Annotated in this window: 20 protein-coding genes and 1 tRNA gene; 11 read left to right on the top strand and 10 right to left on the bottom strand. The window is 60.0% G+C overall.

The genetic code is table 11. From position 1 onward, the window contains the following. Positions 1 to 113: 113 nt before the first annotated feature. From CLV45_RS16465 to CLV45_RS16475, 3 genes are read right to left on the bottom strand one after another with little or no spacing between them, the layout of a single operon-like run. The gene (locus CLV45_RS16465) at positions 114 to 635 is read right to left on the bottom strand and encodes a DUF305 domain-containing protein (protein ID WP_317045116.1); all 522 of its coding nucleotides are present in this window, start codon (positions 633 to 635) and stop codon (positions 114 to 116) included. 57 nt (positions 636 to 692) lie between these two features. Further along, positions 693 to 1,589: a cation diffusion facilitator family transporter gene (locus CLV45_RS16470; RefSeq protein ID WP_100337552.1), complete on the bottom strand. Its 897-nt coding sequence runs from the start codon at positions 1,587 to 1,589 to the stop codon at positions 693 to 695. A gap of 10 nt (positions 1,590 to 1,599) precedes the next feature. After that, complete coding sequence (locus tag CLV45_RS16475) at positions 1,600 to 3,741, bottom strand: heavy metal translocating P-type ATPase (protein ID WP_100337553.1); 2,142 nt, start codon at positions 3,739 to 3,741, stop codon at positions 1,600 to 1,602. A 582-nt stretch (positions 3,742 to 4,323) separates the two neighbouring features. On the opposite strand from CLV45_RS16475, the gene CLV45_RS16480 reads away from it, so the two are divergent. Both CLV45_RS16480 and CLV45_RS16485 read left to right on the top strand, forming a co-directional pair. Continuing rightward, positions 4,324 to 4,791, top strand: a complete 468-nt coding sequence (locus tag CLV45_RS16480; protein ID WP_100337554.1) for a LexA family protein — start codon at positions 4,324 to 4,326, stop codon at positions 4,789 to 4,791. A gap of 3 nt (positions 4,792 to 4,794) precedes the next feature. Then, positions 4,795 to 6,093, top strand: a complete 1,299-nt coding sequence (locus CLV45_RS16485; RefSeq protein ID WP_100337555.1) for a Y-family DNA polymerase — start codon at positions 4,795 to 4,797, stop codon at positions 6,091 to 6,093. A gap of 175 nt (positions 6,094 to 6,268) precedes the next feature. Here the strand turns inward: CLV45_RS16485 and CLV45_RS16490 are convergent. The 3 genes from CLV45_RS16490 to CLV45_RS16500 form a co-directional block, all read right to left on the bottom strand. Beyond that, positions 6,269 to 6,342, bottom strand: a tRNA-Arg gene (locus CLV45_RS16490). Between the two features lie 114 nt (positions 6,343 to 6,456). Continuing rightward, positions 6,457 to 7,176: a TVP38/TMEM64 family protein gene (locus CLV45_RS16495; protein WP_100337556.1), complete on the bottom strand. Its 720-nt coding sequence runs from the start codon at positions 7,174 to 7,176 to the stop codon at positions 6,457 to 6,459. Positions 7,177 to 7,298: 122 nt separating this feature from the next. Beyond that, positions 7,299 to 8,192 carry a DUF2167 domain-containing protein gene (locus CLV45_RS16500; protein ID WP_100337557.1) on the bottom strand — a complete coding sequence of 298 codons (894 nt, stop codon included), beginning with the start codon at positions 8,190 to 8,192 and terminating at the stop codon, positions 7,299 to 7,301. A 173-nt stretch (positions 8,193 to 8,365) separates the two neighbouring features. On the opposite strand from CLV45_RS16500, the gene CLV45_RS16505 reads away from it, so the two are divergent. The 3 genes from CLV45_RS16505 (at position 8,366) to CLV45_RS16515 (ending at position 11,624) form a co-directional block, all read left to right on the top strand. Next, a complete protein-coding gene (locus CLV45_RS16505) occupies positions 8,366 to 9,505 on the top strand; it encodes a cystathionine gamma-synthase (protein WP_100337558.1) in 1,140 nt (379 codons plus the stop codon). A gap of 366 nt (positions 9,506 to 9,871) precedes the next feature. Continuing rightward, positions 9,872 to 10,564 carry an SGNH/GDSL hydrolase family protein gene (locus CLV45_RS16510; protein WP_100337682.1) on the top strand — a complete coding sequence of 231 codons (693 nt, stop codon included), beginning with the start codon at positions 9,872 to 9,874 and terminating at the stop codon, positions 10,562 to 10,564. Between the two features lie 76 nt (positions 10,565 to 10,640). Continuing rightward, positions 10,641 to 11,624 (top strand): MBL fold metallo-hydrolase, encoded by a 984-nt coding sequence (locus CLV45_RS16515; RefSeq protein WP_100337559.1) that lies wholly within the window; start codon positions 10,641 to 10,643, stop codon positions 11,622 to 11,624. Between the two features lie 94 nt (positions 11,625 to 11,718). Here the strand turns inward: CLV45_RS16515 and CLV45_RS16520 are convergent, their stop codons facing one another. After that, positions 11,719 to 12,675, bottom strand: coding sequence for a hypothetical protein (locus tag CLV45_RS16520; RefSeq protein WP_100337560.1), 957 nt, complete (start codon positions 12,673 to 12,675; stop codon positions 11,719 to 11,721). Positions 12,676 to 13,147: 472 nt separating this feature from the next. Between CLV45_RS16520 and CLV45_RS16525 the strand changes: the two genes are divergently transcribed. Then, a complete protein-coding gene (locus CLV45_RS16525; protein ID WP_100337561.1) occupies positions 13,148 to 15,991 on the top strand; it encodes a TonB-dependent receptor in 2,844 nt (947 codons plus the stop codon). An 82-nt stretch (positions 15,992 to 16,073) separates the two neighbouring features. Here the strand turns inward: CLV45_RS16525 and CLV45_RS16530 are convergent, their stop codons facing one another. After that, positions 16,074 to 17,633, bottom strand: a complete 1,560-nt coding sequence (locus CLV45_RS16530; RefSeq protein ID WP_157807588.1) for a putative Ig domain-containing protein — start codon at positions 17,631 to 17,633, stop codon at positions 16,074 to 16,076. A 129-nt stretch (positions 17,634 to 17,762) separates the two neighbouring features. After that, entirely contained in the window at positions 17,763 to 18,770 is a 1,008-nt protein-coding gene (locus CLV45_RS16535; protein WP_245882893.1) for an OmpA/MotB family protein, read from the bottom strand. Between the two features lie 170 nt (positions 18,771 to 18,940). Between CLV45_RS16535 and CLV45_RS16540 the strand changes: the two genes are divergently transcribed. From CLV45_RS16540 to CLV45_RS16560, 5 genes are all read left to right on the top strand, one after another. After that, entirely contained in the window at positions 18,941 to 19,990 is a 1,050-nt protein-coding gene (locus tag CLV45_RS16540) for a class I fructose-bisphosphate aldolase (RefSeq protein WP_100337563.1), read from the top strand. A 147-nt stretch (positions 19,991 to 20,137) separates the two neighbouring features. Next, positions 20,138 to 21,022: an acetyl-CoA carboxylase, carboxyltransferase subunit beta gene (accD, locus tag CLV45_RS16545; RefSeq protein WP_100337564.1), complete on the top strand. Its 885-nt coding sequence runs from the start codon at positions 20,138 to 20,140 to the stop codon at positions 21,020 to 21,022. 224 nt (positions 21,023 to 21,246) lie between these two features. Beyond that, on the top strand, positions 21,247 to 21,987 hold the full coding sequence (locus tag CLV45_RS16550) for an OmpA family protein (RefSeq protein WP_245882894.1): 741 nt from the start codon (positions 21,247 to 21,249) through the stop codon (positions 21,985 to 21,987). Between the two features lie 461 nt (positions 21,988 to 22,448). Continuing rightward, positions 22,449 to 23,159 carry an OmpA family protein gene (locus CLV45_RS16555; protein WP_100337565.1) on the top strand — a complete coding sequence of 237 codons (711 nt, stop codon included), beginning with the start codon at positions 22,449 to 22,451 and terminating at the stop codon, positions 23,157 to 23,159. Positions 23,160 to 23,304: 145 nt separating this feature from the next. Beyond that, the gene (locus CLV45_RS16560; RefSeq protein WP_100337566.1) at positions 23,305 to 24,063 is read left to right on the top strand and encodes an endonuclease III domain-containing protein; all 759 of its coding nucleotides are present in this window, start codon (positions 23,305 to 23,307) and stop codon (positions 24,061 to 24,063) included. A 3-nt stretch (positions 24,064 to 24,066) separates the two neighbouring features. Here the strand turns inward: CLV45_RS16560 and CLV45_RS16565 are convergent, their stop codons facing one another. Next, entirely contained in the window at positions 24,067 to 24,564 is a 498-nt protein-coding gene (locus CLV45_RS16565; protein ID WP_100337567.1) for a hypothetical protein, read from the bottom strand. Between the last annotated feature and the right edge of the window lie 111 nt (positions 24,565 to 24,675).

Consider the following 24,675-nt stretch of genomic DNA (forward strand, 5'->3'; position numbering starts at 1 on the left):
AGTGTTGACGCCCCAAAGCTATTGCCTTTATTTGGAATGATTACAAATACTGAGGAATTTATTAGAAAGGTTCTAAATAGATTTCGTTCGCTGCTAGCATACGGACGCAAGAATCATTGCGCTTGGGCCAGGGCTACGCCGGTTTGGTGGTGCACCTGCATGAGGGTGGCAAAGTCGGCGTCGAGAGGGCCGGGGGTGGCTGGTGGCTGGTGCAGGGGCGCTAGGGCAGTGGCAATGCGCCGGACAAATGGGTCTTTGGCGTTACCGGGGCGGTATTTCTTGCCCTTGGGCGGTTGCCGAGCCAGGGCCAACAGTAGCATGCTGTTGTCACGCTCGTGGCCTTTGAGCACATAATGGGCTAGAGCCCGCAGGGTAGAGTCGTTGCCGTGCGAAAGCTCCACCGCAGCCAAGCGCAATGCACCTATGTGGTGCACGGTCATAAGGCGAGCAAAGTCCTCGTCCCAACAGCCGTCACGACGCACGGTGTCAAGTTGGTGCGCCAGTAGTCTTAAGGTATCGCGGAGGCTAGGTAGCGTCGCTACGGGAGCCGCCTTGGGCTTGCTTACGTGGACTTCCTGCTCGGTGCTCGTCGGTATCGTGCCGGGAATTACAGCAGATGAAGATAACGCTGGCACCGAGCAGTAGCGCGAGATAAGCAGGGTGTCGTTTCATAGAAGGGAGAAAGTGGTGCCTTATGTGCTAGGCTCGATGTGTACCAGCACGTTGTAGACAGCAGGCTTAGCCTGCATGATGGCGGCTTTGACAGCGCCGGCAATGTCGTGGCCTTCGCGTACACTGATGTCGCCGTTCACCATCACGTGCAGGTCGGCGAAGTACTCGAAGCCCATCTTGCGCACGAAGCACTTTTCGGTTGCCACCACGCCTGGCACGGCTTCGGCCAGGGCACGCACATCCTCGGTCCAGGTTCCCTCCGGGGCTTCATCCATTATTTCTCCGAAAGCCGGCCGAAAGATGTGGTAGGCGTTGTAGACGATGAAGCAGCAAGCTACCAGGGCCGCCCAGTCGTCGGCCGCTTCCCACCCTTTGCCGCCGATCAGGGCAATGCTGATGCCCATGAAGGCGGTGCAGGAGGTGATGACATCAGCGCGGTGGTGCCAGGCGTCAGCCTTCACGGCGTTGCTGTCTACTTCCTCCCCGACCTTGTTAACCCGCCGATACAAGGTCTCCTTGATGGCAATGACCACCGCCAGCACAGCCAAAGTGAAGGGAGCCGGTAGCTGGTGGGGTGTCAGGATATGGAGGATGCCTTCGGTGGCGATGTAGGCCGCGGCACACACGAGGGCAAAAGCAACCGCAATGGCGGCCAGCGGCTCGGCTTTGCCGTGGCCGTAGGGGTGGTTCTCGTCAGGCTCACGGGCGGCAGTGCGCAGGCCGAACCAGACGATGAGCGAGCTGAAGATGTCAGTGCCAGACTCGATGGCTTCGGCGATGAGGGCGTAGGAATGACCGACCACGCCCGCCGTACCTTTGCCGAGCACCAGGGCGATGTTGGCACCAATGCCGATAAGGGTAGAGGTCTGACCACGTTCGGCCCGTTCGCGGTTGGTAGGGGCAGCTTCAGTTGTCATTATAGGGAAACTAGGGCTTGGAGGTGAAGTTCATGCGCTGGATACGCACAGCGTTAAGGATGGCGAGTAGGGCCACGCCCACATCGGCGAATACGGCTTCCCACATCGTGGCCAGGCCGCCGGCTCCGAGAGCCAGCACCACGGCTTTCACGGCAAAGGCCAGCCAGATGTTCTGCCAGACGACTGTATGGGTGGCCACAGCGATGCGGCGGGCAGTAGCAATTTTGCTGGGATGGTCAGTTTGAATCACGACGTCGGCCGTTTCGATGGTCGCGTCGGAACCAAGGCCACCCATGGCAATGCCGACATCAGCCAGGGCGACTACAGGGGCGTCGTTGACGCCGTCGCCGACAAAGGCCAGGTGGTGGCCGATGGCTTTCAGGCGCTCAACGTGGGCAGCTTTGTCTTCAGGCAGCAGGCCGCCGTGAGCTTCGGTGATGCCTAGTGTTTTGGCCACACGCTGCACGATGGTGTCCTTATCGCCGGAGAGCATGACAATGGTCTTGATACCCTGTGCCTGGAGCTCACGCACAGCCTGGGCGGCATCTTCCTTGATTTCGTCGGCTACGGTGAGGTAGCCAGCATACTGGTTACCAACGGCCACTACCACGATGCTGTCGACCTGCTGGTCAATTTCAGCGGGATAGGCGACATTGAATTTGGTAAGCAGCTTGGTGTTGCCGGCTAGTACTTCCTGACCGTCGACATGGCCGCGCAGGCCGTGACCGGAAATCTCCTCCACATTTTCAACTGCGAGCGAAGTGCCCGTGGGCTTGACGTACTGCACCAGCGCCTGGGCAATAGGGTGCGTGGACTTGGCTTCGAGAGCAGCTGCCAGAGCCGTAAACCGGGCTTTGGTTTGTCCCGGGGCTGTAACGACCTGCTGCACGGCGAACACGCCCTTGGTCAGGGTACCCGTCTTGTCCATCACCACGGTGTCAATCTCGCGCATAACATCAAGAAAGTTGGAGCCTTTGAAGAGCACGCCCACTTTGGAGGCCGCGCCAATGCCGCCGAAGTAACCCAGCGGAATGCTGATAACCAGGGCACAGGGACACGAGATAACCAGGAACACTAGCGCCCGGTAGAGCCAGTCGCGGAATACGTAATCATCTACGAAGACGTAGGGCAGGAAGGTGAGCAGTAGAGCCAGCCCTACCACGATGGGCGTGTAGATGCGAGCGAACTTGGTGATGAACTGCTGAGTTTTGGCTTTACGGCCCACCGCGTCCTGCACCATCGCCAGAATCTTGCTCAGCTTGGTGTCCTGGAAAGCGGCGGTGACGGCAATCTGGCTCAGCGTATCCTGGTTAATCATGCCGGCCAGCACCGTTTCGCCCTTCTGCTTGGTCTGGGGCACGGACTCGCCGGTAAGGGCAGCCGTGTTGAAGGTGCCGCGCTCAGACTGCAGGGTACCGTCAAGGGCTACTTTCTCGCCGGGCTTGACTTCGATGATGTCACCCACGACCACCTCTTTGGGGTCGAGCATCCGGCGCTGGCCATTGCGGAGCACGCCCACTTCGGTGGCCTGGATTTCGAGCAGGGCCTTGATGCTGCGCTTGGCGCGGTTTACGGCCGCGTCCTGGAACAGCTCGCCCACAGTGTAGAACAGCATCACGGCCACCCCTTCAGCGTATTCGCCCAGGGCAATGGCGCCGATGGTGGCAATGCTCATAAGCAGGAACTCGTTGAAGATGTTGCCGCTGGGAATGCTTTGGATGGCTGAGCGAATGACCTTCCACCCCACTAAGAGGTAAGCTGCCCCGTACCAGATAGGGCGCACGTAGCCGGTGAAGAAGCCGACTTGGTAGTAGTCCATTGTAATGCCGGCCAGCATGAGCACCAAGCTAATGCCCGGTACCAGATAAGGGCTGTTGCTGGCAGGGCCGTGGTCGTCGTCACTGCCATGGTCGTGGCCAGCTTGCTCATCTTCGGCTACTCCGCCTTTGTCGACCACACGTTTACCAGCGGGATGGTTGTGGCCCGCGTGCCCAACCTCGTTGTGGTCGTGGCCAGGGACGTCGTGGCCCTCCGGGGCCGAGGCAGCTTCAGGTGTGAGCTGGGTGCGGGTGAGTGCACCCACATTTTCGGGCTGCACCTGCTTAGCGGTGTTCAGCTCCTCATTCAGGTTATCGGACGAAGGGTCAGGCATGGAAAGCGGGAGTAAATCAGAGAAGGAGAAGAGCCAGGAGCGCACGTCTACCAGTCGACGAAAAAGCCAGCGATGCCCACCAGCACGAGTACTGCGCCGGTTAGGTACCGCTCGTGCAGAGCTAGGCCTGTCAGGTTAAGATGGCCCAGTCCCCGGTGTGCCAAGGCTACCAGCATACACATGGCCGATACAGAAACGAAAAGTGTATCAGCCGGTCGAATATCCGTTGCTGGGGTTAGGTCTAACATTTCAGTAAAACCTGCTGATGCGACACTCCACGCCCCTGTGAGTGAGAGCAGTATCGCACTCACTGAGCCATATGTCACCAAGGACATAGGCCAGCAGCCCGGCTACACGTAAGTGCAGCAGGCTACCTGAAGGGATTCAGCAGGAAACGTGTTGCTTCTACCACTTCAGACAAGACAAGGTTCCTTCCTGCTGCTAAACAGCTGAAGCCGATATCATTGTCGTCGTTGAATGGCGGAGTTACAGCCAATTGCATTGCTCATTGTTTTAGCTTAAGTGTTACTAATTTAGTTAGCAATACGTAACATTGCGGACACACCTAGCTGAGTCGACTATATGCGCAACATTGAATTAATCCGGGTTACACCCACCCAGACACCCTTTTTGCTCCCGCTTTTTAACTGCCGGATTCCTGCTGGCTTCCCTTCGCCCGCATCGGACCACGTGGATGAGCTCTTCGATCTGAACCGCCTGCTGCTGCGCCACCCTGATGCCACCTACTTAGTCCGAGTCAGCGGAGAGAGTATGCGCGATGCCGAGATTCACGAAGGTGATCTGCTAGGGGTAGACAAACAGATGGAAGCCGACCACGGGCATATCGTCGTCGCTGTGGTAGAGGGCGAGTGCACAGTCAAGCGCTTGGTCTGCGAGCACGGTACTTGGTGGCTCAAGCCGGAGAACCCCGACTATAAGCCCTGGGAGATTGTCGACGCCGGAGCCATCAAGATCTGGGGCGTGGTTACCCATGTACTGCACGAGATTGTGCCCGGTAAACTCGCGGCCCTGCTGCGGACACGCGACTAGGGTATGTTCGGCTTAGTCGACTGCAACAACTTTTACGTGTCATGTGAACGGGTTTTTCAGCCCCGTCTTGATGGGCAGCCAGTGGTGGTGCTCAGCAACAATGACGGCTGCATCATCTCGCGCTCGACCGAGGCCAAGGCGCTGGGGCTGCAGATGGGTGACCCCTACTTTCAGGTCAAGCCCGTGCTGGAGCAGCACCAGGTCACGGTGCTATCGAGTAACTATGCCCTCTACGGGGATATGTCGCGGCGGGTGATGTGGTACCTGAGCCAAGTGACGCCGGAGGTCGAGATTTACTCTATTGATGAAGCCTTTCTGGACCTGCACGGAATGGAGCGCTTTTTCGTGCAGAGCCTGGACACCTTTGCTCGCACCTTACGCGCCAACGTGCTGGCCCGTACTGGTATCCCGACCTGCGTGGGAGTGGCTCCCACCAAGACGCTGGCCAAACTGGCCAACCGTCTAGCGAAGAAGAGCCCGGCCATGGGTGGGGTCTGTTACCTCGACACCGATGAGCGCCGGCGCTGGGCGCTGGAGCAGGTGGCCGTGGAAGATATCTGGGGCATTGGCCGGCAGTACGCCACCAAGCTCTACAGCATGGGTATCACCACGGCTGCCGACCTAGCGGGCTGCTCAGAGGCATTGGCTCGGAAGCATCTGGGTGGGGTGGTGGGTGCCCGGCTGGTGCGCGAACTGCAGGGCTTTCCCTGTCAGGGGCTGGCTCCCAGCGAAGACGGTACACTAAGTCGTCGGACGCTGTGCTGCTCGCGCACGTTCGGCAAGCCCCTGAGTGATTTTCCGGACTTGCTGGGGGCCATCAGTGCTTTTGCCTCCCGGGCCGCGGAGAAGCTCCGCCGACAAGGGGATGCGGCCCATTATATGACCGTGTTTCTGAGTAAGAGCCGATACGGCATGGAGCCACCACCGTATTCCTGCTCAGTCGTGCTCACGTTGCCGGTGGCGACGAATGATACCCTAGAGCTGCTGCGGTATGCCCGCGTCGCGTTGAAACGCCTCTGGCAAGCCGACAGCCGCTACACCAAGGCCGGCGTCGTGCTGGATGGGTTAGAGCCCGCTGGGCAAACACAGCTCACGCTCTTTGAGGCCGGACCAGTTTCTGAGAAGCGGATTCGTCTTATGGCGGAGCTTGACGCTCTAAACCGTCGCTTTGGGAATGGGACTGTACGTTTAGCTACCTCCATGTTAGGTAGGGGCGAACAGCGGGCTCCTTGGGAGGGGCAAGCTCAGTGGCGTACTCCTGCTTACACGACGCGTCTAGAGGATTTGCTACTCGTCGGATAAGAAATGTGATGTACCTTGACGAGAGCCTAATCTTACCCTAATAGGGGGTGGTTGCTAACGACGCTGTCTGAGCGCAGATTGATAGGCGACAGACCCATTGTTTTACCTATGTTTTACCCGTAAACGAAAACACCCTGCAAACGCTTGGTTCACAGGGTGTTTAAGGCTTGTAGTGTGGTCGTATAAGGAGTCGAACCTTAAACCTTCTGATTCGTAGTCAGATGCTCTATCCAATTGAGCTATACAACCATTTACCGTTTTGGTGCTGCAAAGATAAGAGCAAAAATCCGGGTCAAGCAAATTGGCGGTGAAAAAACTTCCGAAAAAAGACTCTAAGAAAGCACAAATCGTTGAAAGCCAGTTTTAATATTTTTGCTCCTCCGCCGAGCTACGGCTCAGGGCCCGCTGCAGGGCGCGGTTGAAGATGTAGTAGAGTCCAAAGAGCGAAATAACCACCAGGCCCAGCAGCAGCAGCTTGCCCGCCGTGCCCGTATCGGGGCTTTTGACCAGCAGAAACACGTCCTGGGCCTTGGTGCCGAGCCAGTAAAAAAACAGGCTGCGCGGCAGCATTCCAAGCACGCTGCCAATAAGGAAGCGCCGCCGGTCGATGCGCATCACGGCCAGTACGAAGGTCATCAGGGCGAAGGGCAGCACCGGCGAAATCCGGGTGAGGATAATGAGCTGCAGGCTTTCGTTTTTGAGCTCCCGCATCACGGCGTCGGCCTTGGGGAAGTGGTGCAGGAAGGTGGTCATCTTGCCGTGGTCGAGGCGGGAAGCCACTTCGTAGCCCACCAGCGAGGCCAGAGCGTAGGCCACCACCATGCCCGGTAGCCCCAGCCAGTCGAAGTAAAAGCCCGTGACCAGAGCCACAAACGTGGTGGGCGTGAGGGCAAAGGCCATGGTGAAGCTGATGATGACGAAGTACAGCAGCGCCTGGCCCAAGGACAAATGCTGCAGCAGCTCCTGGTACTGATACAGCACGAACGTGAGCGAGGCGCTGCCGATAACGGGCATGGCCACCAGCAGCATCATGGACAGCAGGGTGGAGGCGTTTTTTTGGAAAAGCTCTTTGAGAAAGGCCATGAACAGAGGTCAGAAAACAAAGCGGGCCGGCTAGGAGCAGCCGGCCCGAAGGTAAAACGAAAGAACTCGACTGAAGGCTGCCGAGTGCCAAATCCTGTTGGCCGCCCCGGGCGTAGCGGCGCTTAATCCTCAGCGGTTTTGCCGCCGAAAAACCGGCGAATGGCTGTCCAGCCCCCGGCTACCAGGGCCAGAATGACTTTCCAGAACTTCACAATCAAAGCGAAGAAGCCCACTTTGGCCAGCACCTTACCCGCAATCAGCCCGCCGATGCCGTAGGCGGCCACCTCGTCGAGCTTGGGGTCGAAATCGGCGTACTGCTGGCCCTTGGCAAAGGACACGCTCTTGATGACGGCCGGGATGGTATTCCGGATTTCGGGCAGCTGCTCCATGCTGCCGATGGCGTTCAGGTTGAGCACGCCCCGGCGGCCGAGCAGGCGCACGTTGTAGTTGAGCGTGTTGTCGTCGGTGCTGCTGAAGCGCAGCTCCTTGGCCCAGTGCAGCACGTTGAGCTTGGCGTCGTAATAGGGCTTGGCGGCCCAGCCGATGAGCAGAACCCGACCGTAACCGGCTTTTTCGCGTTCCTCGTTGCCTTCCTCGGTGTCGTCCTGCATCTGCTTGAGCAGGTCGTCGTAGTTGATATCGGCCGCGTCATCATCCTGCACGTAGCCCGAGGGGTCGTATTCGAGGCAGAAGGCCCAACTGCCGCCGTCGAGCGGGCCGCGGTTGAGCGGAAAGAGCATGCCCAAGGACTCGCCGTCAGGGTTGCCCCAAAGCTTGGTTAGCACGTAGTCGCTCTGCTTCACGTCGAGGTAGCGAAAGCCCGGGGGCACGTTCAGAACGCCCAGCGCGTTGGGCAGCATGATACGACCGGTCTGGTAATGCAGCGCGGCCTGCACCGAGTCGATGTAAACCTGTTCCCGGTCGAGGGTATCGGCCGGAATATCGGATGGGGTAGGGGTGGCCGCAGTGGCCAGGGCGGCACAAAGCAGCGCCCACAGCAGTAGAAGTTGTTTCAAACGAGTTGCCGATTAGGGTTGAATAGGATTTTGCCACGAAGATACCCGGTGGACGGCGGAGCATAAGGCGCCGGCTGTCGATTTGGCGAAACTTTTCTGTCGGCTACCTTCTTACCTTTGGCGCCCAACTCCGCATAACCCGTCTTCCCAGTTGATTCCGTAACTCCTCACCCATGAAATTCGGTACCAAAGCCATCCACGCCGGCGTGCATCCCGACCCCACCACCGGGGCCATCATGACGCCCATCTACCAGACCTCGACCTACGTGCAACGCTCCCCCGGCGACCACAAAGGCTACGAATACTCCCGCACCCACAACCCCACCCGCACCCAGCTCCAGGACGCCCTGGCCGCCCTCGACAACGGCAAGCACGGCCTGGCCTTCGCCTCGGGTATGGCTGCCACCGACTGCGTCATCAAGCTGCTGCAGCCCGGCGACGAGGTGATTTCGACCAACGACCTCTACGGCGGCTCCTACCGCATCTTCACCAAAGTGTACGAGCCGCTGGGCATCAAATTTCACTTCGTGCCCATGCACGACATGGAAGCCGTGCGGGCCAAGGTAACCGAGCGCACCAAGCTGATCTGGGTGGAAACGCCCACCAACCCCCTGCTCAACGTCATTGATATTGCCGCCGCCGCCCAGGTAGCCAAGGAAGCCGGGGCCCTGCTGGTGGTGGACAATACCTTCTCGACGCCTTACCTGCAAACCCCGCTGGAACTGGGCGCCGACATCGTGGTGTACTCCCTGACCAAGTACATGGCCGGCCACTCCGATACGGTGATGGGCGCCATCGTGCTCAACGACGACGAGGTGCACCAGCGCCTGAGCTTTTACCAGAACGCCTGCGGTGGCACGCCCGGCCCCCAGGATTGCTTCCTGGTGCTGCGCGGCCTCAAAACCCTGCACATTCGGATGCAGCGCCACTGCGAAAACGGCCGTAAGATTGCCGAGTACCTCAAGGCCCACCCCAAGGTGGAGAAAGTGTACTGGCCCGGTTTCCAGGACCACCCCAACCACGACGTAGCGGCCCGGCAGATGAACGACTTCGGCGGCATGATTTCCTTCGTGCTCGAGGGCGACCGGAAAGAGGACGCCATTGCCGTGCTGGAGAAGTTTCAGCTGTTTTCGCTGGCCGAAAGCCTGGGCGGCGTCGAAAGCCTCTCGGGCCACCCCGCCACCATGACCCACGCCAGCATCCCGGCCGAAGCCCGCAAGGCCGCCGGCCTCTCCGACTCCCTGATTCGCCTCAGCGTGGGCATCGAGGACGCGGAAGATTTGATTGAGGACCTCCAGCAGGCCATCGGCTAAGCCCGGGCTCCGCCGAATCTGCCTCTACTTTGGATGGGAAGCTGGATGAAATTCATCCGGCTTCCCATCTTTTTTATAGGAGCTCGGTATAAAATTTATCCGCTGTCCCATGAATTTCATAGGAGCTCCCATGATTTTCATCCGACGTCCCGTGGTTTTCACCCGACGTCCCGTGAAATTCACTCGGGCTTGCGTGAAATTCATGCGGCCTGCCGTGAAAATCACGGGCGCTCCTGTGAAAATCATCCGAGCTCCTGTGAATTTTATCCGGTGGGGCTAGTGCGAAGGAGAATAGAGGCTGGCGGGTGGGGCCAATCTGCCGACGGGTGGGGGCCGTATATGCGGCAGGTCTTTTTTCTGCTGCGTATGCGCTTCCTGCTGGTTCTGTGTCTTTTTCTCGGCTTCGGTTGTACCCAGGACGATGCCGAGCGGGCCGTGCCCAGTCCCGGGCCGAGCTCGGAGCTGCCCGGCGCCGGCAACACCTACCTGGCCCTGGGCGACTCCTACACCATTGGGGAAGGCGTGGCCGAGGCCGACCGGTGGACCACGCAGCTAAGCCGCTTGGCCGGCCTGGCCCCGCCGGTGAGCATTGCCCGCACGGGCTGGACCACCACCGACCTGCAGCGGGCCCTGGCGGAAGCCGATCAGCAGAAAACCTACGACCTGGTGTCGTTGCTGATTGGGGTTAACAACCAGTTTCGCCAGCTGCCCCAGGCCGCCTACCGCACCGAGTTTCGGCAGCTGCTGGGCACGGCCACCCGCTTTGCCGGTCACCGGCCGGGGCGGGTTTTCGTGCTGTCCATTCCCGACTGGGGCCGCACCCCGTTTGGCCAGATGTACGACCAGGCCCAGATAAGCCGGGAAATTGACCAGTTTAACGCCGTAGCGCGCGACGAGTGCCAGCAGGCCGGGGTGGTCTTCGTCGATATAACGTCCGCCACCCGGGCTGCAGCCGGCGACGCCACTCAGTTTGCCCCCGACGGCCTGCACTACTCGGGCCGGCAGATGCAGCAGTGGGCCCAGCTGGCGCTGCCGGTGGTGAGGACCGCCCTGAAATAAAGCCGGACAAGTAAAGTATCCGGGCCGCTGGCTCGTCTAGGGCAGCAGTAGTTTGCTTCGCTTTCCTTGTTTCCGCATGAAAACTCCCTCGCAGTTTACCGGCAAAAAGTACCTGAATACCCTTCCCACTGGCATGTCGATGGACTACGGCCAGATGCTGCGCCGCTGGCTGCGCGGCACCGAGGAGCGGGAGCCCAAAACCCCGCTGGGTCCCTTCCGGGCCGACGTGGCCGCCCTGGCCGAGCCCGTGCCGGCGGCAGCCCTGCGCGTGACCTGGTTTGGCCATTCCAGCACGTTGATTGAACTGGATGGCAAACGGTTCCTGACCGACCCAGTGTGGCGGCTGCGGGCTTCCCCACTGAGCGTGGTGGGCCCCAAACGCTTCTTTGCGCCCCCGCTGGCCCTAACCGAACTGCCCCCGCTGGACGCCGTTATCCTCTCCCACGACCATTACGACCACCTCGACAAGGACGCCATTCGGACGCTAAGCCGCACCGGGGTGCCGTTTTTCTGCCCGCTGGGCGTGGGCGGCCACCTGCGCCGCTGGGGCGTGCCCGCCGCCCAAATCACCGAGCTGGACTGGTGGCAGGAAGTAACGCTGGGGGCCGCGCACACGCTGGTGGCCACGCCGGCCCGGCACTTTTCGGGCCGCCGCCTCACCCGCGACAATACGTTCTGGGCCTCCTGGTGCCTGCTGGGACCCACGCACCGCGCCTTTTTCGGGGGCGACTCGGGCCCCTACGAAGCCGCCTTCCGCGAAATCGGAGCAGCTTACGGTCCTTTCGACCTGGTCATGCTGGAAGTAGGGGCCTACGATGCGTTGTGGGCCGATATTCACATGGGCCCCGACCACGCCCTGGCCGCCCACCGGGCCCTGGGTGGTGGCCCGCTGCTGCCCCTGCACTGGGCCACCTTCAACCTGGCCTTCCACGCCTGGACCGAGCCCGTGGAGCGGCTGCTGGCCGCCGCCGGCCCCGACGTGCCTCTGCTTTTGCCCGCGCCTGGACAACGAGTGGAAGTAGCCGCCGGGCCCCTACCCGAGCAGTGGTGGCGCCGCTAGCCGGTACGGGCGCGGGGCTAGGGCGTTACATACCGCGGGCTCCCGCGCGGCCGCCAGGCCAGGCGGGAGCCCGCGGTATGTAAGTCAGCCAGGATTAGTCTTCCGCCTCGGCGCAGTGACCCGGGCCGGTAGCTCCCTCGTTGTAGTTGAGCAGGGGCTGGGTGAGCGTAGACACGGCCCCGAGGTAGGAACTGGTGGGCTGGTCGGTGGTGGTGCCGGGCAGTAAGCTGCGGCTGCCCAGCTGGGCGTCGGCGCTGCCAATGTACTGACTGATGCTGGTAGCATCGGCGCCCTTGGCCTCGTTCAGCTTGGCGGCAATAAGCTGGTGGGCCAGAGTGAGCAGGGCGCTGCCCTCAGCTGGCGTATTCAGAATGCTTAGCGCTTGCAGGTCGGTGTAGGTGGTCGTGCCCAGGGTAAGGGAAGTCAGAGGCCACTCGTTGCGGTTGTTGCCCACGGGAATGGGGCCGTGCGTGCGCCAGTAGTCCTGGGTAAAGGTACAGGTGGCGCTGGCGCGGCAGGACAGGGTGGCCGCTTGATATGGGGCTGTAAAATCACTACGCTGCAGGCTGCTGGTTGCGTGGGCAAACGCCCGGAACACGTACTGCTGGGTGATGCAGCTCAGGGCCTTGGCCGAAGTGGTGGAGGCCCCGTTATCAAACAGCATCTCCCCAATGTTAACCGTTACGCTTTGGTTCGGGGCTAAGTTGTAGCGCGACTGGTTGGCATTGCCCGAAAAAGAGGCTTTAAACAGGCGTGGGTCGTCAGAGGAAAGCCAGCTGTTACCGTTAGCAACGTAATCGGCGGCACTCATCCACTGCAGACTGAACCCGGCGGGAGCCCCCTCGCCGGCCCCGGCCGTGACGCGCAGGGTAATAGACGTCTGGGTGGCTTCGACGGTGGACAAAGTAGGAGCACTTAACTCCGCTTTCTTGTTGGTCGCCTGGGTTGCGCGGGTTGGGGCGTTCAGGTCGTCGAGTTCCGGCGTGGAGCAGGAGAGGAAGGCCCCACTGAGGCCGAGAGCAAGAAGCGAAAGGGTGAGGTAGGTACGCATGAGCAGAGAGCAATAAGGTGGAAGGGAAAAAGAAACACGGCTTGCTGACCCCGCGCAAAAGCAGCAGGAGTAGGCCGGCAACAGAGCTGATAAGTTGAAATCGTAGGATCATCTCCGAATAACACAGAGAGGCGGGTCAAATATATTTATATATAAATAAGTTTAGTAAAAATATGAATATTTATTTCTAAGAGTTAAATTGATATTGGAAATGTTCTAATAAATGCGAATCATACCTCTTGTTGGTTATGCAACCAACTGGCCGTTATTATATTAGCTTAGTTGCCGCCCAGGGCCAGCGGCTGGATGTTGGTCAAAACAGCCGGTACTAAGCGGCTGTGGTACGCCGGGAAGACAGTGTTCTAAGATATATTTATGTAAATCAGCTATATAGTATTGCGCAATTCGCCGTCCGGGCCGCGCCGCAGGCTTAGCTCTTTTCCATTTTTCACCTTCTAACCGTTGCGTTCCTATGAAAAGACCTCTCCTCTTTGCTTACTCGCTACTGGTAATTCTGCTGGTACTAGCGGGCCACTCCCAGGCCCAGAGCCTGACCGTGACGGGCCGGGTAACCGGGCCCGGCGGCAGCGCCCAGCCCGGAGTAACGGTGCTGGAAAAAGGCACCACCAACGGGACCTCTACCGACAGTGACGGCCGCTACAGCATTACGGTGCCGCCTGCGGCCACCCTGGTATTTTCTGCCGTGGGCTCGGCCGCTCAGCAAATCGTGGTGAACGGGCGCACCAGCCTCGACGTGCGCCTGCAGGATGCCGCCACCGACCTCAGTGAGGTGGTCGTGACGGGTTCCCGAGCCACCGAGGGCCGCTCCAACATCCTGACCACGGCCCCGGTCGACGTTATTTCGGCCCGGGAAATCAAGGTGTTTGCCCAAACCGACGTGTCCCAGATTCTGACCTACGTGGCGCCCTCGTTTCAATCGTCGCGCCAGGCCATTTCGGACGGCACCGACCACGTAGACCCGGCCTCGTTGCGCGGTCTGGGTCCCGACCAGGTGCTGGTGCTCGTGAATGGCAAGCGGCGGCACTCCTCGGCATTGGTCAACATCAACGGCACGGTGGGCCGCGGCTCGGTGGGCACTGATTTGAACACGATTCCCAATGCCAGCATCAAGCGCATTGAGGTGCTGCGCGACGGGGCCGCCGCCCAGTACGGGTCCGACGCCATTGCCGGCGTAATTAACATTCAGCTCAAGGACGATACCACCGGCGTGCAGGCCAGCAGCACCGTGGGCGAAACCTACGAGGGCGACGGCCGCCTCTACCAGGCCGATGCCAACGTGGGCGTAGGCCTGAATGGCCGCGGCTTCCTCGACCTGAGCGGGCAGTTCAGCAACCGCAGCTACACCAACCGTACCGGCACCGATACGGCCCCGCTGATTTACCTGGGCGGCAACGGCGGCAACTACCCCGGCAGCGCCGATACTGAGGCCAAGCGCCGGGAGCTGAAAGCCCAGGACGACGCCCTGGTGGCCCAGAATGGCTACGACCGGAAGAATTTGCGCCTGGGTCAGTCGGAAGCCCGCAACTACGGGGGCTTTCTGAACTTTGGCTACACGCTGGTGCCCGCCCTGGGCCTTGAAGCCTACATTACGGCCGGCGCCACCCACCGCACGGGCAAGGCCGCCGGTTTTTACCGCCTGCCCAACCAGCTGACCCAAATCGACGCCACCATTTACCCCAACGGCTTTCTGCCCTTCATCAACACGCTCATTGATGACCAGTCTATCATTTCGGGGCTGCGCACCCGCGTGGCGGGCTTTGACGTGGATCTGAGCAACACCTTTGGGCGCAACGAGCTGCGCTTCGATATCAGCAACACGCTCAATGCTTCGCTGCCCATTGGCCTGAGTCCAACCAATTTTTACGCCGGCAGCATTGCCTTCCGGCAAAACACGTCCAACCTGAACTTCACCCGCCACTTCACCGATGTGGCGGCCCTGAGTACGCTCAACGTGGCCTTCGGCCTGGAATACCGCGACGACAACTACCGCATCAAGGCCGGGGAGCCGGGCTCTTACGCTACCTACGGCCGCCTGATTGCGCCCGGCACCCCGGCCGCGGCCGGGGCCCAGGTGTTTCCCGGCTACCAGCCTTCCGACGCCGTGAACCGCAGCCGCACCAATACGGCCGGCTACGTTGACCTGGAAAGTGACATCACCGAAAAGCTGCTGGTGGGCGTGGCCGGCCGGGCCGAGCGCTACAGCGACTTTGGCAACAACGTGAGCGGCAAGGTGGCGGCCCGCTACAGCATTCTGCCCGATGTGGCCATTCGCGGAGCCCTGAGCAACGGCTTTCGGGCGCCTTCACTACAGCAGCGCTACTTCACCAACACCAGTACCCAGTTTGTGCAGGGCGCCCCCAACCAGGTGCTGACCGTAAATAACGACAACCCCATCGTGCGCAACGGCTTCACGCCGGGCGGCACGGGTCAGCAGGGCTTCGGAATTCCAGCTCTGAAGCAGGAAAAGTCGGTAAACTACAGCCTCGGCGTCACGGCCCGGGTGCTGCGCACGGCCAGCGTGACGGTGGATGCCTACCAGATTGACATCAAGGACCGGATTGTGCTGTCGTCGCAGTTTAGCCGGGCCAATGCCACGGTGGCCGCCATTCTGGGCACTTTGCCGGTGAGCCAGGTGCAGTTTTTTGCCAACGCCATTGATACCCGCACCCGCGGCATCGATGTGGTGGCCAACAACCGCATGGAGCTGGGTCCGGGCCGCCTCACGCTGACTGTTGCCGCCAACTTCAACAAGACCGAGGTGCGCAAAGTCAACAGCTCGTCCACGATTGATGCCGACCAGACTGGCTTGCAGAACACGCTATTCGACCGGCAGCAGCGGGGCCGGATTGAGAGTGCCCAGCCCCGGAGCAAAATCAACCTGACGGCGGGCTACTCTTTCGGCATGTTCAGCGTGGAGGCCCGCACCGTGCGCTTCGGCTCGGTGGAGTACCGCGACGCCCGCCTCGACAACCCCGGGGCCAACAACGGCTTCCTGTTTTCGAGCATCGACCAGACGTTTGCGGCCAAGTGGATAACCGACCTGACCCTGACCGTGCAGCTCAACAAGGAAATCGGGCTGACGGTGGGGGCTAACAATATCTTCGACGTCTACCCCGACAAGTACCGCGTGAATGAGCTCAACAACGAGCAAAACTTCGCCGTGGGAGCTTTGGCCTACAACTCCTCCCGCGACAACACCAACCGGGGCCGGACCATCTACAACCCCAACCAGTTTGGCTACAACGGCGGCTTCTACTTCGCCCGCCTGCTGGTCAATCTGCCGACGACCAAGTAAACTGCCGCCTTGGTAAACGCCAAACGGCCGGCTTTCCCGTGGTGGAAAGCCGGCCGTTTTGTTGGCTGCGAATACGACTAATTTACTGAGCCGAATGTAACAGGCGGGCCACCTGCCGGCCGTCGGCGGTGCGGGCAAGGTACAGGCCGGCGGGCACCGCGGCGGCGGGCTGCCAGATGACCAGGCCGTCGGGGCGGCTGTTGAGGCGGGCTACTTCGCGGCCCAGCTCATCGGTGATGACGACGGTCTGGGTGGTGCGGGCGGCCAGCTGAAACTGCACCTGGTCGTGGAAAGGCAGGGGAAAGGCCGTCAGGATTTGGGGCGAAGCGGCTTTGGTGGCCAGCGTGGTACCGCTCACCTGGAAGGTCAGCGTCCGGACCTCTGAGCCGCTGAAGGGGCAGTTGGCATTGTCCGCAACCGTGACCGTGCAGCGGTAGCGCCCGGGTTTAAGCGTGGCCGGCACCTGCCAGGTGAGTTGGCCGCGGCCGTTGGTCAGCGTCTGGAAGGAAGCCCCCGGAATACTGCTGGCCACGTCGCTGCTGATGCGGGTGGTTTGGCCGGCATCGGGGTCGGTGGCGCTGAGCGTGAGAGTAATGGTTTGGCCCGCCGCCACGGGAATCAGCTGATCCGGGGACTGCGCCGCGGGGTTGGTGTCAATTTGCAGGCCGCTGAGCACGGGGTTGCGGTTGCCCTGCCCGTTGAAAACGGTGTAAATAACATCCCGCGTCACGCTCCCGATTCTGGTCCAGGTGCCGGCCAGCTTGCGAAACTCGTTTACGCGCACGGCTACGATGTACGGTCCGGTAGCCTGCAGCTGGGGTTGGGCCAGCAGTTCGCCGGTGGCAGGGTTAAGCTGAAAATAGGGTTGGGCCACCCCGTTGATTACCTGGAAAGAGGCCAGCGGATACGCCGCCGAATACGTCCCGGACGAGTAGCCACCCGTTTGCCCGCTAACGGGGTCGGTGAAAAGGCCGGCGGGGTAGCTGCTGTAAGGAATATCTACGCTGCAGGGGTCCAAGACGCTCTGAATCTGCGTTTGGGGCTGAACGGGCTCATATACCAGCGAGTCGCCATCCACATCGAAAGAGCTGAAGCTATAACGGTGCGCCTGGTTGCCGCAGAGGTAGGGCAGGGTAAACGACGTAAACTTGGGGGAGTTGTTGGCCGGGAAAGCGCGGTTGTTCAGGTAGGCCTCCACGTGGAAGGACTTCTCGGCGGAGTTCACCACGTTGCGCATTCCCGCCGACCGATTTTCCTCATTCACGCTAAGCAGCCACTGGCCGCGCTCCAGCATAACCTCCCCTTCAAAAATGTTGAGTTGGTACGAAAAGCCGGACGCGCAGCCCGCGGGGGAGATAATCGTCTGGCTAGTGCGGTACAGAGTCGCCGACAAACTGCCCGGGGTGCTCAAGGAGCAGCCATCCTTGGTAGCCAGCAGCGTGATTTTGGGCCCGGTCTCAACTGAGGTAGAAATGTCCCGGTAATAACGCACCGTGACGCGGTACTTGCGGTAGTCGGAAAAGTTGCCCAAAGACTCATACGTTAAGTCGCCGCCCAGAATGTGGCTGGCCCGGGCGGAGACACTCCAACCAAGGCCGATAAGGCCCAGAAATAGTAAACGAAGCAAGAATCGGTGCTGCATAGAAGGTAGGCGTTGAGTGAAATACAGAAGAATATTGGGCGAAAAAACAAAGCAGCCCGCCGGCTGCTTTGTCCAGTTTATTCCGTTAAAATACAGTAGGTTCAGGCCGGAAACAACAGCTGTGCGGGCCTACTTGCCAGTCGTTGAGTTCGAGTCCAGAATCTTGAGCAGCTCGTTGAGCTTGGGCGTCAGGATGATTTCGGTGCGGCGGTTCAAGGCCTTGTTCTGGGGCGAGTCATTGGCCGCCACCGGAATGTACTGGCTGCGGCCCGAGGCCGTGATGCGCTGGGGCTCCACGCCACCACTGGTAATGAGGCGGGCAATTTCGGTGGCCCGCAGCACGCTCAAATCCCAGTTGTCCTGCATGGCAGCCGTGGGCCGGCTGAAGGGCACGTTGTCGGTATGGCCTTCCACTACCACGTTCACGTCGGGCTGGTTTTTGAGCACGGCGGCCAGCTGCTTTAGCGCCTCCTGGCCCTTGGGGTCCACTTTGGTCGAGCCCGTTTTGAACAGCAGCTGCTCCGACAGCGACACGTACACCTTGCCGTCCTTCATCTTCACCTGCAAATCAGTGCCCTGGAAGCCGCGCAGGGCGTTGCTCACGCTGGCTTTGAGGTCATTTACGGCTTTGTCCTTGTCGGCCAGGGCCTGCTGCAGCTCGGCCAGCCGGGCCTCGCGCACCTTCAGGTCGGCGTTGAGCTTGTCGATGTCGGCCTTGCTGCGACGGAGGTTGGTGTCCAGCTCGCCCAGCTCGGCCTCGCGCCGGGCCAGGTCCTTGGCCACCTTGTTATAGTCGGCCGATTTATCGGCCATGGCCCGGTCACTGTTTTTGAGGAGCTTGTCGTAGCTGTCGGTGAGCTGGGTGTAGAGCGAGCGGGTGCGGCGCAGGGCGTTGCCGGTCTGGGCCGAGTCCTCGGTGAGGCGCTTGTTGTTGAGGCGCATTTCGGTCAGCTCGTCGGTGGCTTTTTTGAGCTCGGTCACGGCTTGCCGCTGCTGACGCTCGGCTTCGGCCTTGCCCTGCTCGGTGGCCTGCTGCCGGGCCCGCAGGTCGTCGTATTTTTTGGAAGCCACGCAGCCCGGCAGCGCCGTGCCCGCCAGCACGGCCAGGCCCAGCAGGAGAGAAGGAGTTTTTTTCACGCAGGTATTATCTTGAATAAGCACTACTAGGGGGCTGATTTCGTTGGGAATCAGTCTCCCCGCGGCAAGGTAATGAGGCCGGGCCGCATCTGCCAGTCACGGCCCGCTGGCGTTGGTTTTTCGGCTTATATTTGTTTACGTCTTCAAGCTTACCTTTTACCGCACTGCGTATGGCTACCCCACTTTCCCTGAGTGCCGAAACCGAGGCCCTGCTCCAGCACGAGTGCAAAACCATCAGCCGCGACCTGCTCCACCAGCCGGGCCCCGACTTTCTGGACCGCTGCTTCGTACCTAGCAGCCGGCCGCCCCAGGTGTTGCGTAGCCTCGGGCAGCTCTACCACCACGGCCGCCTGGCTGGCACCGGTTACCTGAGCATTCTGCCCGTCGACCAAGGCATCGAGCACACGGCCGGGGCCTCGTTCGGGCCTAACCCGATGTACTTCGACCCCGAAAATATTATCCGGCTGGCTCTGGAAGGCGGCTGCAACGCCGTGGCTACCACCTTTGGCACCTTCGGGACGGTGGCCCGCAAATACGCCCATAAAATCCCGTTCCTGGTTAAAATCAACCACAACGAGCTGCTCACCTACCCCAATAAGTTCGACCAGGTTCTGTTTGGCTCGGTGGAAGAAGCCTGGAATCTGGGCGCGGTGGCCGTGGGCGCCACCATTTACTTCGGCTCCGAGCAGTCCAACCGCCAGCTTATCGAAGTTAGCCAGGCCTTCGAGCGGGCCCACGAGCTGGGTATGGCCACCGTGCTCTGGTGCTACACCCGCAACGACGCCTTCAAAACTGCCGATAAGGATTACCACGTGGCCACCGACCTCACCGGGCAGGCCAACCACCTGGGCGTCACCATCGGGGCCGACATCATCAAGCAGAAGCTGCCCGAAACCAACGGCGGCTTCGCGGCCCTGAAGTTTGGCAAAACCCACCCGGCCATGTACCAAAGCCTCTCCTCCGACCACCCCATCGACCTGACCCGCTACCAGGTGGCCAACTGCTACATGGGCCGCATCGGGCTCATCAACTCGGGTGGGGAAAGCAAAGGTGCCTCCGACCAGGCCGATGCCGTGCGCACGGCCATCATCAACAAACGCGCCGGCGGCCAGGGCCTGATTTCGGGCCGCAAGGCGTTTCAGCGGCCCTTTGCCGAAGGCGTAGCGCTGCTCAACGCCATTCAGGACGTCTACCTCGACCAAGCCATTACGCTTGCGTAAAAGCCCCGAGGCCCGCTGCATAGCAATGTAATCGGGCCGCTGACTTACCTTTGCCTGCCACACAGCCCGCAAGTAACGCTTACGTATTGGCCGCCGGCCCCGCTACGCTTACCTTGCAGCTTCCAACTAATAAGAATGACTACCCCAATGTCTTGGTTTAAGCGCGTAGAGAAAGGCATCGTCACCCCGACGGAGCAGAAGAAGGAGACGCCCGACGGCCTGTGGTACAAGTGTCCGGAGTGCAAAACGGTGGCCACCATGGCCGAGCACAAACGGCTGCTGTACACCTGTGCCAAGTGCAACCACCACGACCGGGTCGACTCGGCCGAGTACTTCGAAATCCTGTTCGACCACAACCAGTTCACCGAGCTGGACGAGAACCTGACCTCCGGCGACCCGCTGCACTTCGTCGATACCAAGGCCTATCCGCAGCGCGTGGCCGCTACCCAGAAAAGCACCGGCCTCAAAGATGCCGTGCGCACGGCCCACGGCCGCCTCAACGGCCTGGAGCTGGTAGTGGCCTGCATGGATTTCAAATTCATCGGGGGCTCCATGGGCTCGGTGGTGGGCGAGAAAATTGCCCGTGCCATCGACTACGCCCGCCAAAACCGCATTCCGTTCCTGATGATTTCTAAGTCGGGTGGGGCGCGCATGATGGAGGCTGGCTACTCCCTGATGCAGATGGCCAAGACCTCGGCCAAGCTGGCCCTGCTCTCCGAAGCCGGCATTCCCTACATTTCCATGCTCACCGACCCCACCACGGGCGGCGTCACGGCTTCCTTCGCCATGCTCGGCGACTTCAACATTGCCGAACCCGGCGCCCTGATTGGCTTTGCCGGCCCGCGGGTTATCAAAGAAACCATTGGTAAGGATTTGCCCAAGGATTTCCAAAGCTCCGAGTTCGTGCTCGAGCACGGCTTCCTCGACTTCATCGTGGACCGCAAGGACCTCAAGCAGCGCCTCACCGATTTGCTGACCATGCTGCGGCCCGCGGAAGTAGCTGTGGCTCAGCCCCAGCCGACGCTACGCTAAGTTGGACCAAATTTTCGGCAAGCTTTTTGGAAAAAGCCCGTTCAACGCCTTTCCGGGGCGCTGAACGGGCTTTCCTTTTCACCTGGTCGAAAATTTTAATCTGTTGTTCAGCTCCGTATAGCCAGCAGGCTATATTTGGCGAACATTTTACCAGCAAGTCAAGTAAGCACATCCGGACTGGTAAGCAAACCCGCTCTTTTTTTCTTTCCACCAATTCTCTTCTGATGAAATCTCCCAAATCCCTTCTGGCCCTGTTCATGGCCTTGACCATGTTCCTCGGCTCCTGCGCTTCGTCGCAGCCCGCTAGCCAGCCTGACCTGTCGACCAATAATGGCACGGGCGCCCGCAAAACCGGTATGAGCAAAACGGCCAAAGGTGGCCTGATTGGTGCCGGCGCCGGCGCCGCTGCTGGGGCCGTGCTCGGCCGCGTAATCGGTGGTAAAAACGGTACCGCAGCCGGTGCCATCATTGGCGCCGCCGTGGGTGGTACCGGTGGGGCCCTGATTGGCCGCAAGATGGATAAGCAGGCCGAAGAACTGCAGCGCGACATGAAAAACGCCCGCGTGGAGCGCGTTGGCGAGGGTATCAAAATTACCTTCGATTCGGGCATCCTTTTCGACACCAACAAGTCGGATCTGCGTGCGGCTTCGCAAACCGAAATCACCAAGATGGCTGAAGTGCTGAAAAAGTACCCCGACACGAACGTCATCATCGAAGGCCACACCGACAACTCCGGTTCGGACGCCATCAACCAGCCCCTGTCGGAGCGCCGCGCTCAGGCTGTGGCCAACTACACCATCAGCCAGGGCGTGGATGCTTCGCGTGTTCAGACCAAAGGCTATGGCTCGTCGCAGCCCGTGGCCGACAACACCACGGCTGAAGGCAAGCAGGCTAACCGCCGCGTAGAAGTTGCCATCTTCGCTAACGAGAAAATGAAGAAGGCTGCTGAGAACGGCACCCTGTAAGCTGCCAAACCAAGCTTAAACACATAAAAGGCCGCACCATTTTGGTGCGGCCTTTTTGTTGGCATTTTTGGGCTAATCAATAGCAGTAGAAACTTAGCACCCTGACTAAGATTAATTTAAACTAATTAGCTATAAATAGAAACTGCCAGTTGAAAGCTGATTTATGCGTAAATAAACAATAGAAAGCTGGCGATAAAAGAATGGCTTTAATCAAGTCGGTGATGGCAATAGATTGTCTCTATTTGGCGTTAGTAAAAATATTCTTTCGCCTTGAAAAGACGCTTTTCGGAACTGAAAACAGGTTTTTTTAAATTTTTTTGCCCTTTGATATAGTTTGGCAAGGGGATTGCAAAATGCTTGACAACAGACGGTCAAACTTTCTGGCAAAAGCAGAAGTTTGTTCATCAAAAGAAAAACCTCTGCATATTTACATCACACCAAAAACACTAACTCCCAACAAGATGAAAACCCTTCGTTCGTATTTCGCAATTATGATGGCAGTGTTGCTGCTGGGTACGAGCTACGCTCAGGCTCAGACAACGACTACCACGGAGAAAAAGCCCTGGAGCAAAACGGCTAAAGGCGCTATCATCGGTGGCTTGGGTGGTGCCGCCGGCGGTGCCGTGCTGGGCCGCGTGATTGGCGGTAAGTCGGGCACGGCCAAAGGTGCTATCATTGGTGCTGCCGTGGGCGGTGGTGCCGGGGCCCTGATTGGTCGCCGCATGGACAAGCAGGCCGCTGAGCTGAAGCGGGAAATGGCTGGTGCCCGCGTAGAGCGGGTTGGGGAAGGCATCAAAATCACCTTCGATTCGGGCCTGTTGTTCGCCAAGAACTCGGCTGCGCTGACCTCGACGGCCCAGGAAAATATTGCTGAGCTGGCTAAAACCCTCATCAAATACAACGACACCAACGTTATTGTGGAAGGCCACACCGACACCAGCGGTTCGGACGCCATCAACGACCCTCTGTCGCAGCGCCGGGCTCAGGCCGTGGCCAACTACGCCCAGCAGCAAGGGGTAGATGCTTCGCGCTTCACGGTAACGGGTTACGGCTCGAAGCAGCCGGTAGCCGACAACTCGACCGAAGCCGGCCGGATTGCTAACCGCCGCGTGGAAGTTGCCATCTTCGCTAACGAAAAGCTGAAGAAGGCTGCCGAAAAAGGCACCATCTAAGCTCGTAAGTTGCCAATGTCAAAAGGCGGTGCCCTCGGGTGCCGCCTTTTTTTGTGTCTGGTAATGCGGCGGCCACTAGTGGCCGGGCCGCCAGAATCCACACTGTTGAGGCAACCTGGCAGAAGCGGGAGCGGTACAACCAAGCATGACCGATGCCTATTCGCTGCCCGCGGCCGACAAGACCTGGCAGGACCACGTGGTTCTGAACGAGTTTTTCGGCCCTCTCGATCCTAAACCGCGCCGCACGCCCATGCGGGAGCTGATTAGCACCCTGCTCTCGCACCGCACCACCCACCACGACGAAGAGCTGGCCTACGACCGGATGCTGGAGGCCTTCGGGGATTGGGAAGGCGTGCTGGCCGCGCCGACGGCCGACCTAGCCCACGCTATCCGGACCACCCGCTGGCCCGATACCCAGGCGCCCCGCATTCAGGAGATTCTGCGCCGCCTCAAGGCCGAGCAGGGCAGCTTCACGCTCGATTTCCTGGCCGACTGGCCAGTGGAAAAAGGGTTGGAGTGGCTGACCGACATGCCGGGCATCGGGTTGAAAACCGCGTCGTTGGTGCTGCTCTTCAACTACCAAAAGCCGGTGTTGCCCGTCGATACGCACGTGCACCGGGTGGCCCAGCGCGTGGGTATGATCGGGCCGAAAGTGTCGGTGGAAAAAGCCCACCAGGTGCTGCTGGCCCAGCTGCCAAAGGATGCACTGGTGCTGCTCAACTTTCACAAGCACAACTACTGGCACGGGCAGCACATCTGCTTTTTTACCAAGCCCGACTGTCCCAATTGCCCCCTGAAGGGCTTCTGCAACTATTATCTGGAGCACTACGGCCCGGCCACGGCCGAGGCCCTAGCCGCTACGCCTACTCAGTGGGACATTAAGCGCGGGACTCTGCAGCACTAGCTGCTACCGCAACTTACTGAGGCGTACTTTCAGTGTGTCCGTAAAGGCGTGCAGGTAAACGGGTAGGTTACGCTTTTGGGTGTCAATTAGCCAGAAGCGCCGCTGCCCGGCCTGCTGTACTTCCACGTAATAGCCGCCCCAGTCACCGGCGTCGGGGGAGCCGATAACAGGGCCTTTCTCCCGCAGTAACTCGGCGGGTATTTGCGAAACCAAGTCTTTTACCAGCGTATACTCAGCCAGGCTGCGGGCTGCAAACGTGCCGTCATAGGGCGCGTCGCTACGGGGATAAGCGTCCTTGGTGTCTTCTTGCAGGGTTTGCGCCTGGGTATCGAGCTTGTATATTTCGATGCAGCTTTCTCCCTGGCATTCTCCGTAAAACGAACCGAAAAGGATGGGTGTTTGGTCAAACTCCGCACTTGATTCGACCTGTTCTTTGTCGCAGGCACTGAGGCCAATGGTAGTAAGCGCCACAACGGCAAGCCATAGCATTGAAAATTTCATAGGCTGGGTAAAAGACGTGGATGATATACTGGGAAGATCTGCACGGAACAGAATTGGTTGCATCCGGTTACGAGTACCGGATTCCTGCCGCGGCACCCAGCCGACTCCTGC

This window comes from Hymenobacter chitinivorans DSM 11115, assembly GCF_002797555.1.
Classification (GTDB): domain Bacteria; phylum Bacteroidota; class Bacteroidia; order Cytophagales; family Hymenobacteraceae; genus Hymenobacter; species Hymenobacter chitinivorans.

Excerpts from the sequence above, each read along its gene's own strand:
- CLV45_RS16470 (WP_100337552.1), bottom strand. The coding sequence starts at position 1,589 with ATGACAACTGAAGCTGCCCCTACCAACCGCGAACGGGCCGAACGTGGT.
- CLV45_RS16475 (WP_100337553.1), bottom strand. The coding sequence starts at position 3,741 with ATGCCTGACCCTTCGTCCGATAACCTGAATGAGGAGCTGAACACCGCT.
- CLV45_RS16480 (WP_100337554.1), top strand. The coding sequence starts at position 4,324 with ATGCGCAACATTGAATTAATCCGGGTTACACCCACCCAGACACCCTTT.
- CLV45_RS16485 (WP_100337555.1), top strand. The coding sequence starts at position 4,795 with ATGTTCGGCTTAGTCGACTGCAACAACTTTTACGTGTCATGTGAACGG.
- CLV45_RS16495 (WP_100337556.1), bottom strand. The coding sequence starts at position 7,176 with ATGGCCTTTCTCAAAGAGCTTTTCCAAAAAAACGCCTCCACCCTGCTG.
- CLV45_RS16505 (WP_100337558.1), top strand. The coding sequence starts at position 8,366 with ATGAAATTCGGTACCAAAGCCATCCACGCCGGCGTGCATCCCGACCCC.
- CLV45_RS16510 (WP_100337682.1), top strand. The coding sequence starts at position 9,872 with ATGCGCTTCCTGCTGGTTCTGTGTCTTTTTCTCGGCTTCGGTTGTACC.
- CLV45_RS16515 (WP_100337559.1), top strand. The coding sequence starts at position 10,641 with ATGAAAACTCCCTCGCAGTTTACCGGCAAAAAGTACCTGAATACCCTT.
- CLV45_RS16520 (WP_100337560.1), bottom strand. The coding sequence starts at position 12,675 with ATGCGTACCTACCTCACCCTTTCGCTTCTTGCTCTCGGCCTCAGTGGG.
- CLV45_RS16525 (WP_100337561.1), top strand. The coding sequence starts at position 13,148 with ATGAAAAGACCTCTCCTCTTTGCTTACTCGCTACTGGTAATTCTGCTG.
- CLV45_RS16530 (WP_157807588.1), bottom strand. The coding sequence starts at position 17,633 with ATGCAGCACCGATTCTTGCTTCGTTTACTATTTCTGGGCCTTATCGGC.
- CLV45_RS16540 (WP_100337563.1), top strand. The coding sequence starts at position 18,941 with ATGGCTACCCCACTTTCCCTGAGTGCCGAAACCGAGGCCCTGCTCCAG.
- accD (WP_100337564.1), top strand. The coding sequence starts at position 20,138 with ATGTCTTGGTTTAAGCGCGTAGAGAAAGGCATCGTCACCCCGACGGAG.
- CLV45_RS16550 (WP_245882894.1), top strand. The coding sequence starts at position 21,247 with ATGAAATCTCCCAAATCCCTTCTGGCCCTGTTCATGGCCTTGACCATG.
- CLV45_RS16555 (WP_100337565.1), top strand. The coding sequence starts at position 22,449 with ATGAAAACCCTTCGTTCGTATTTCGCAATTATGATGGCAGTGTTGCTG.
- CLV45_RS16560 (WP_100337566.1), top strand. The coding sequence starts at position 23,305 with ATGACCGATGCCTATTCGCTGCCCGCGGCCGACAAGACCTGGCAGGAC.
- CLV45_RS16565 (WP_100337567.1), bottom strand. The coding sequence starts at position 24,564 with ATGAAATTTTCAATGCTATGGCTTGCCGTTGTGGCGCTTACTACCATT.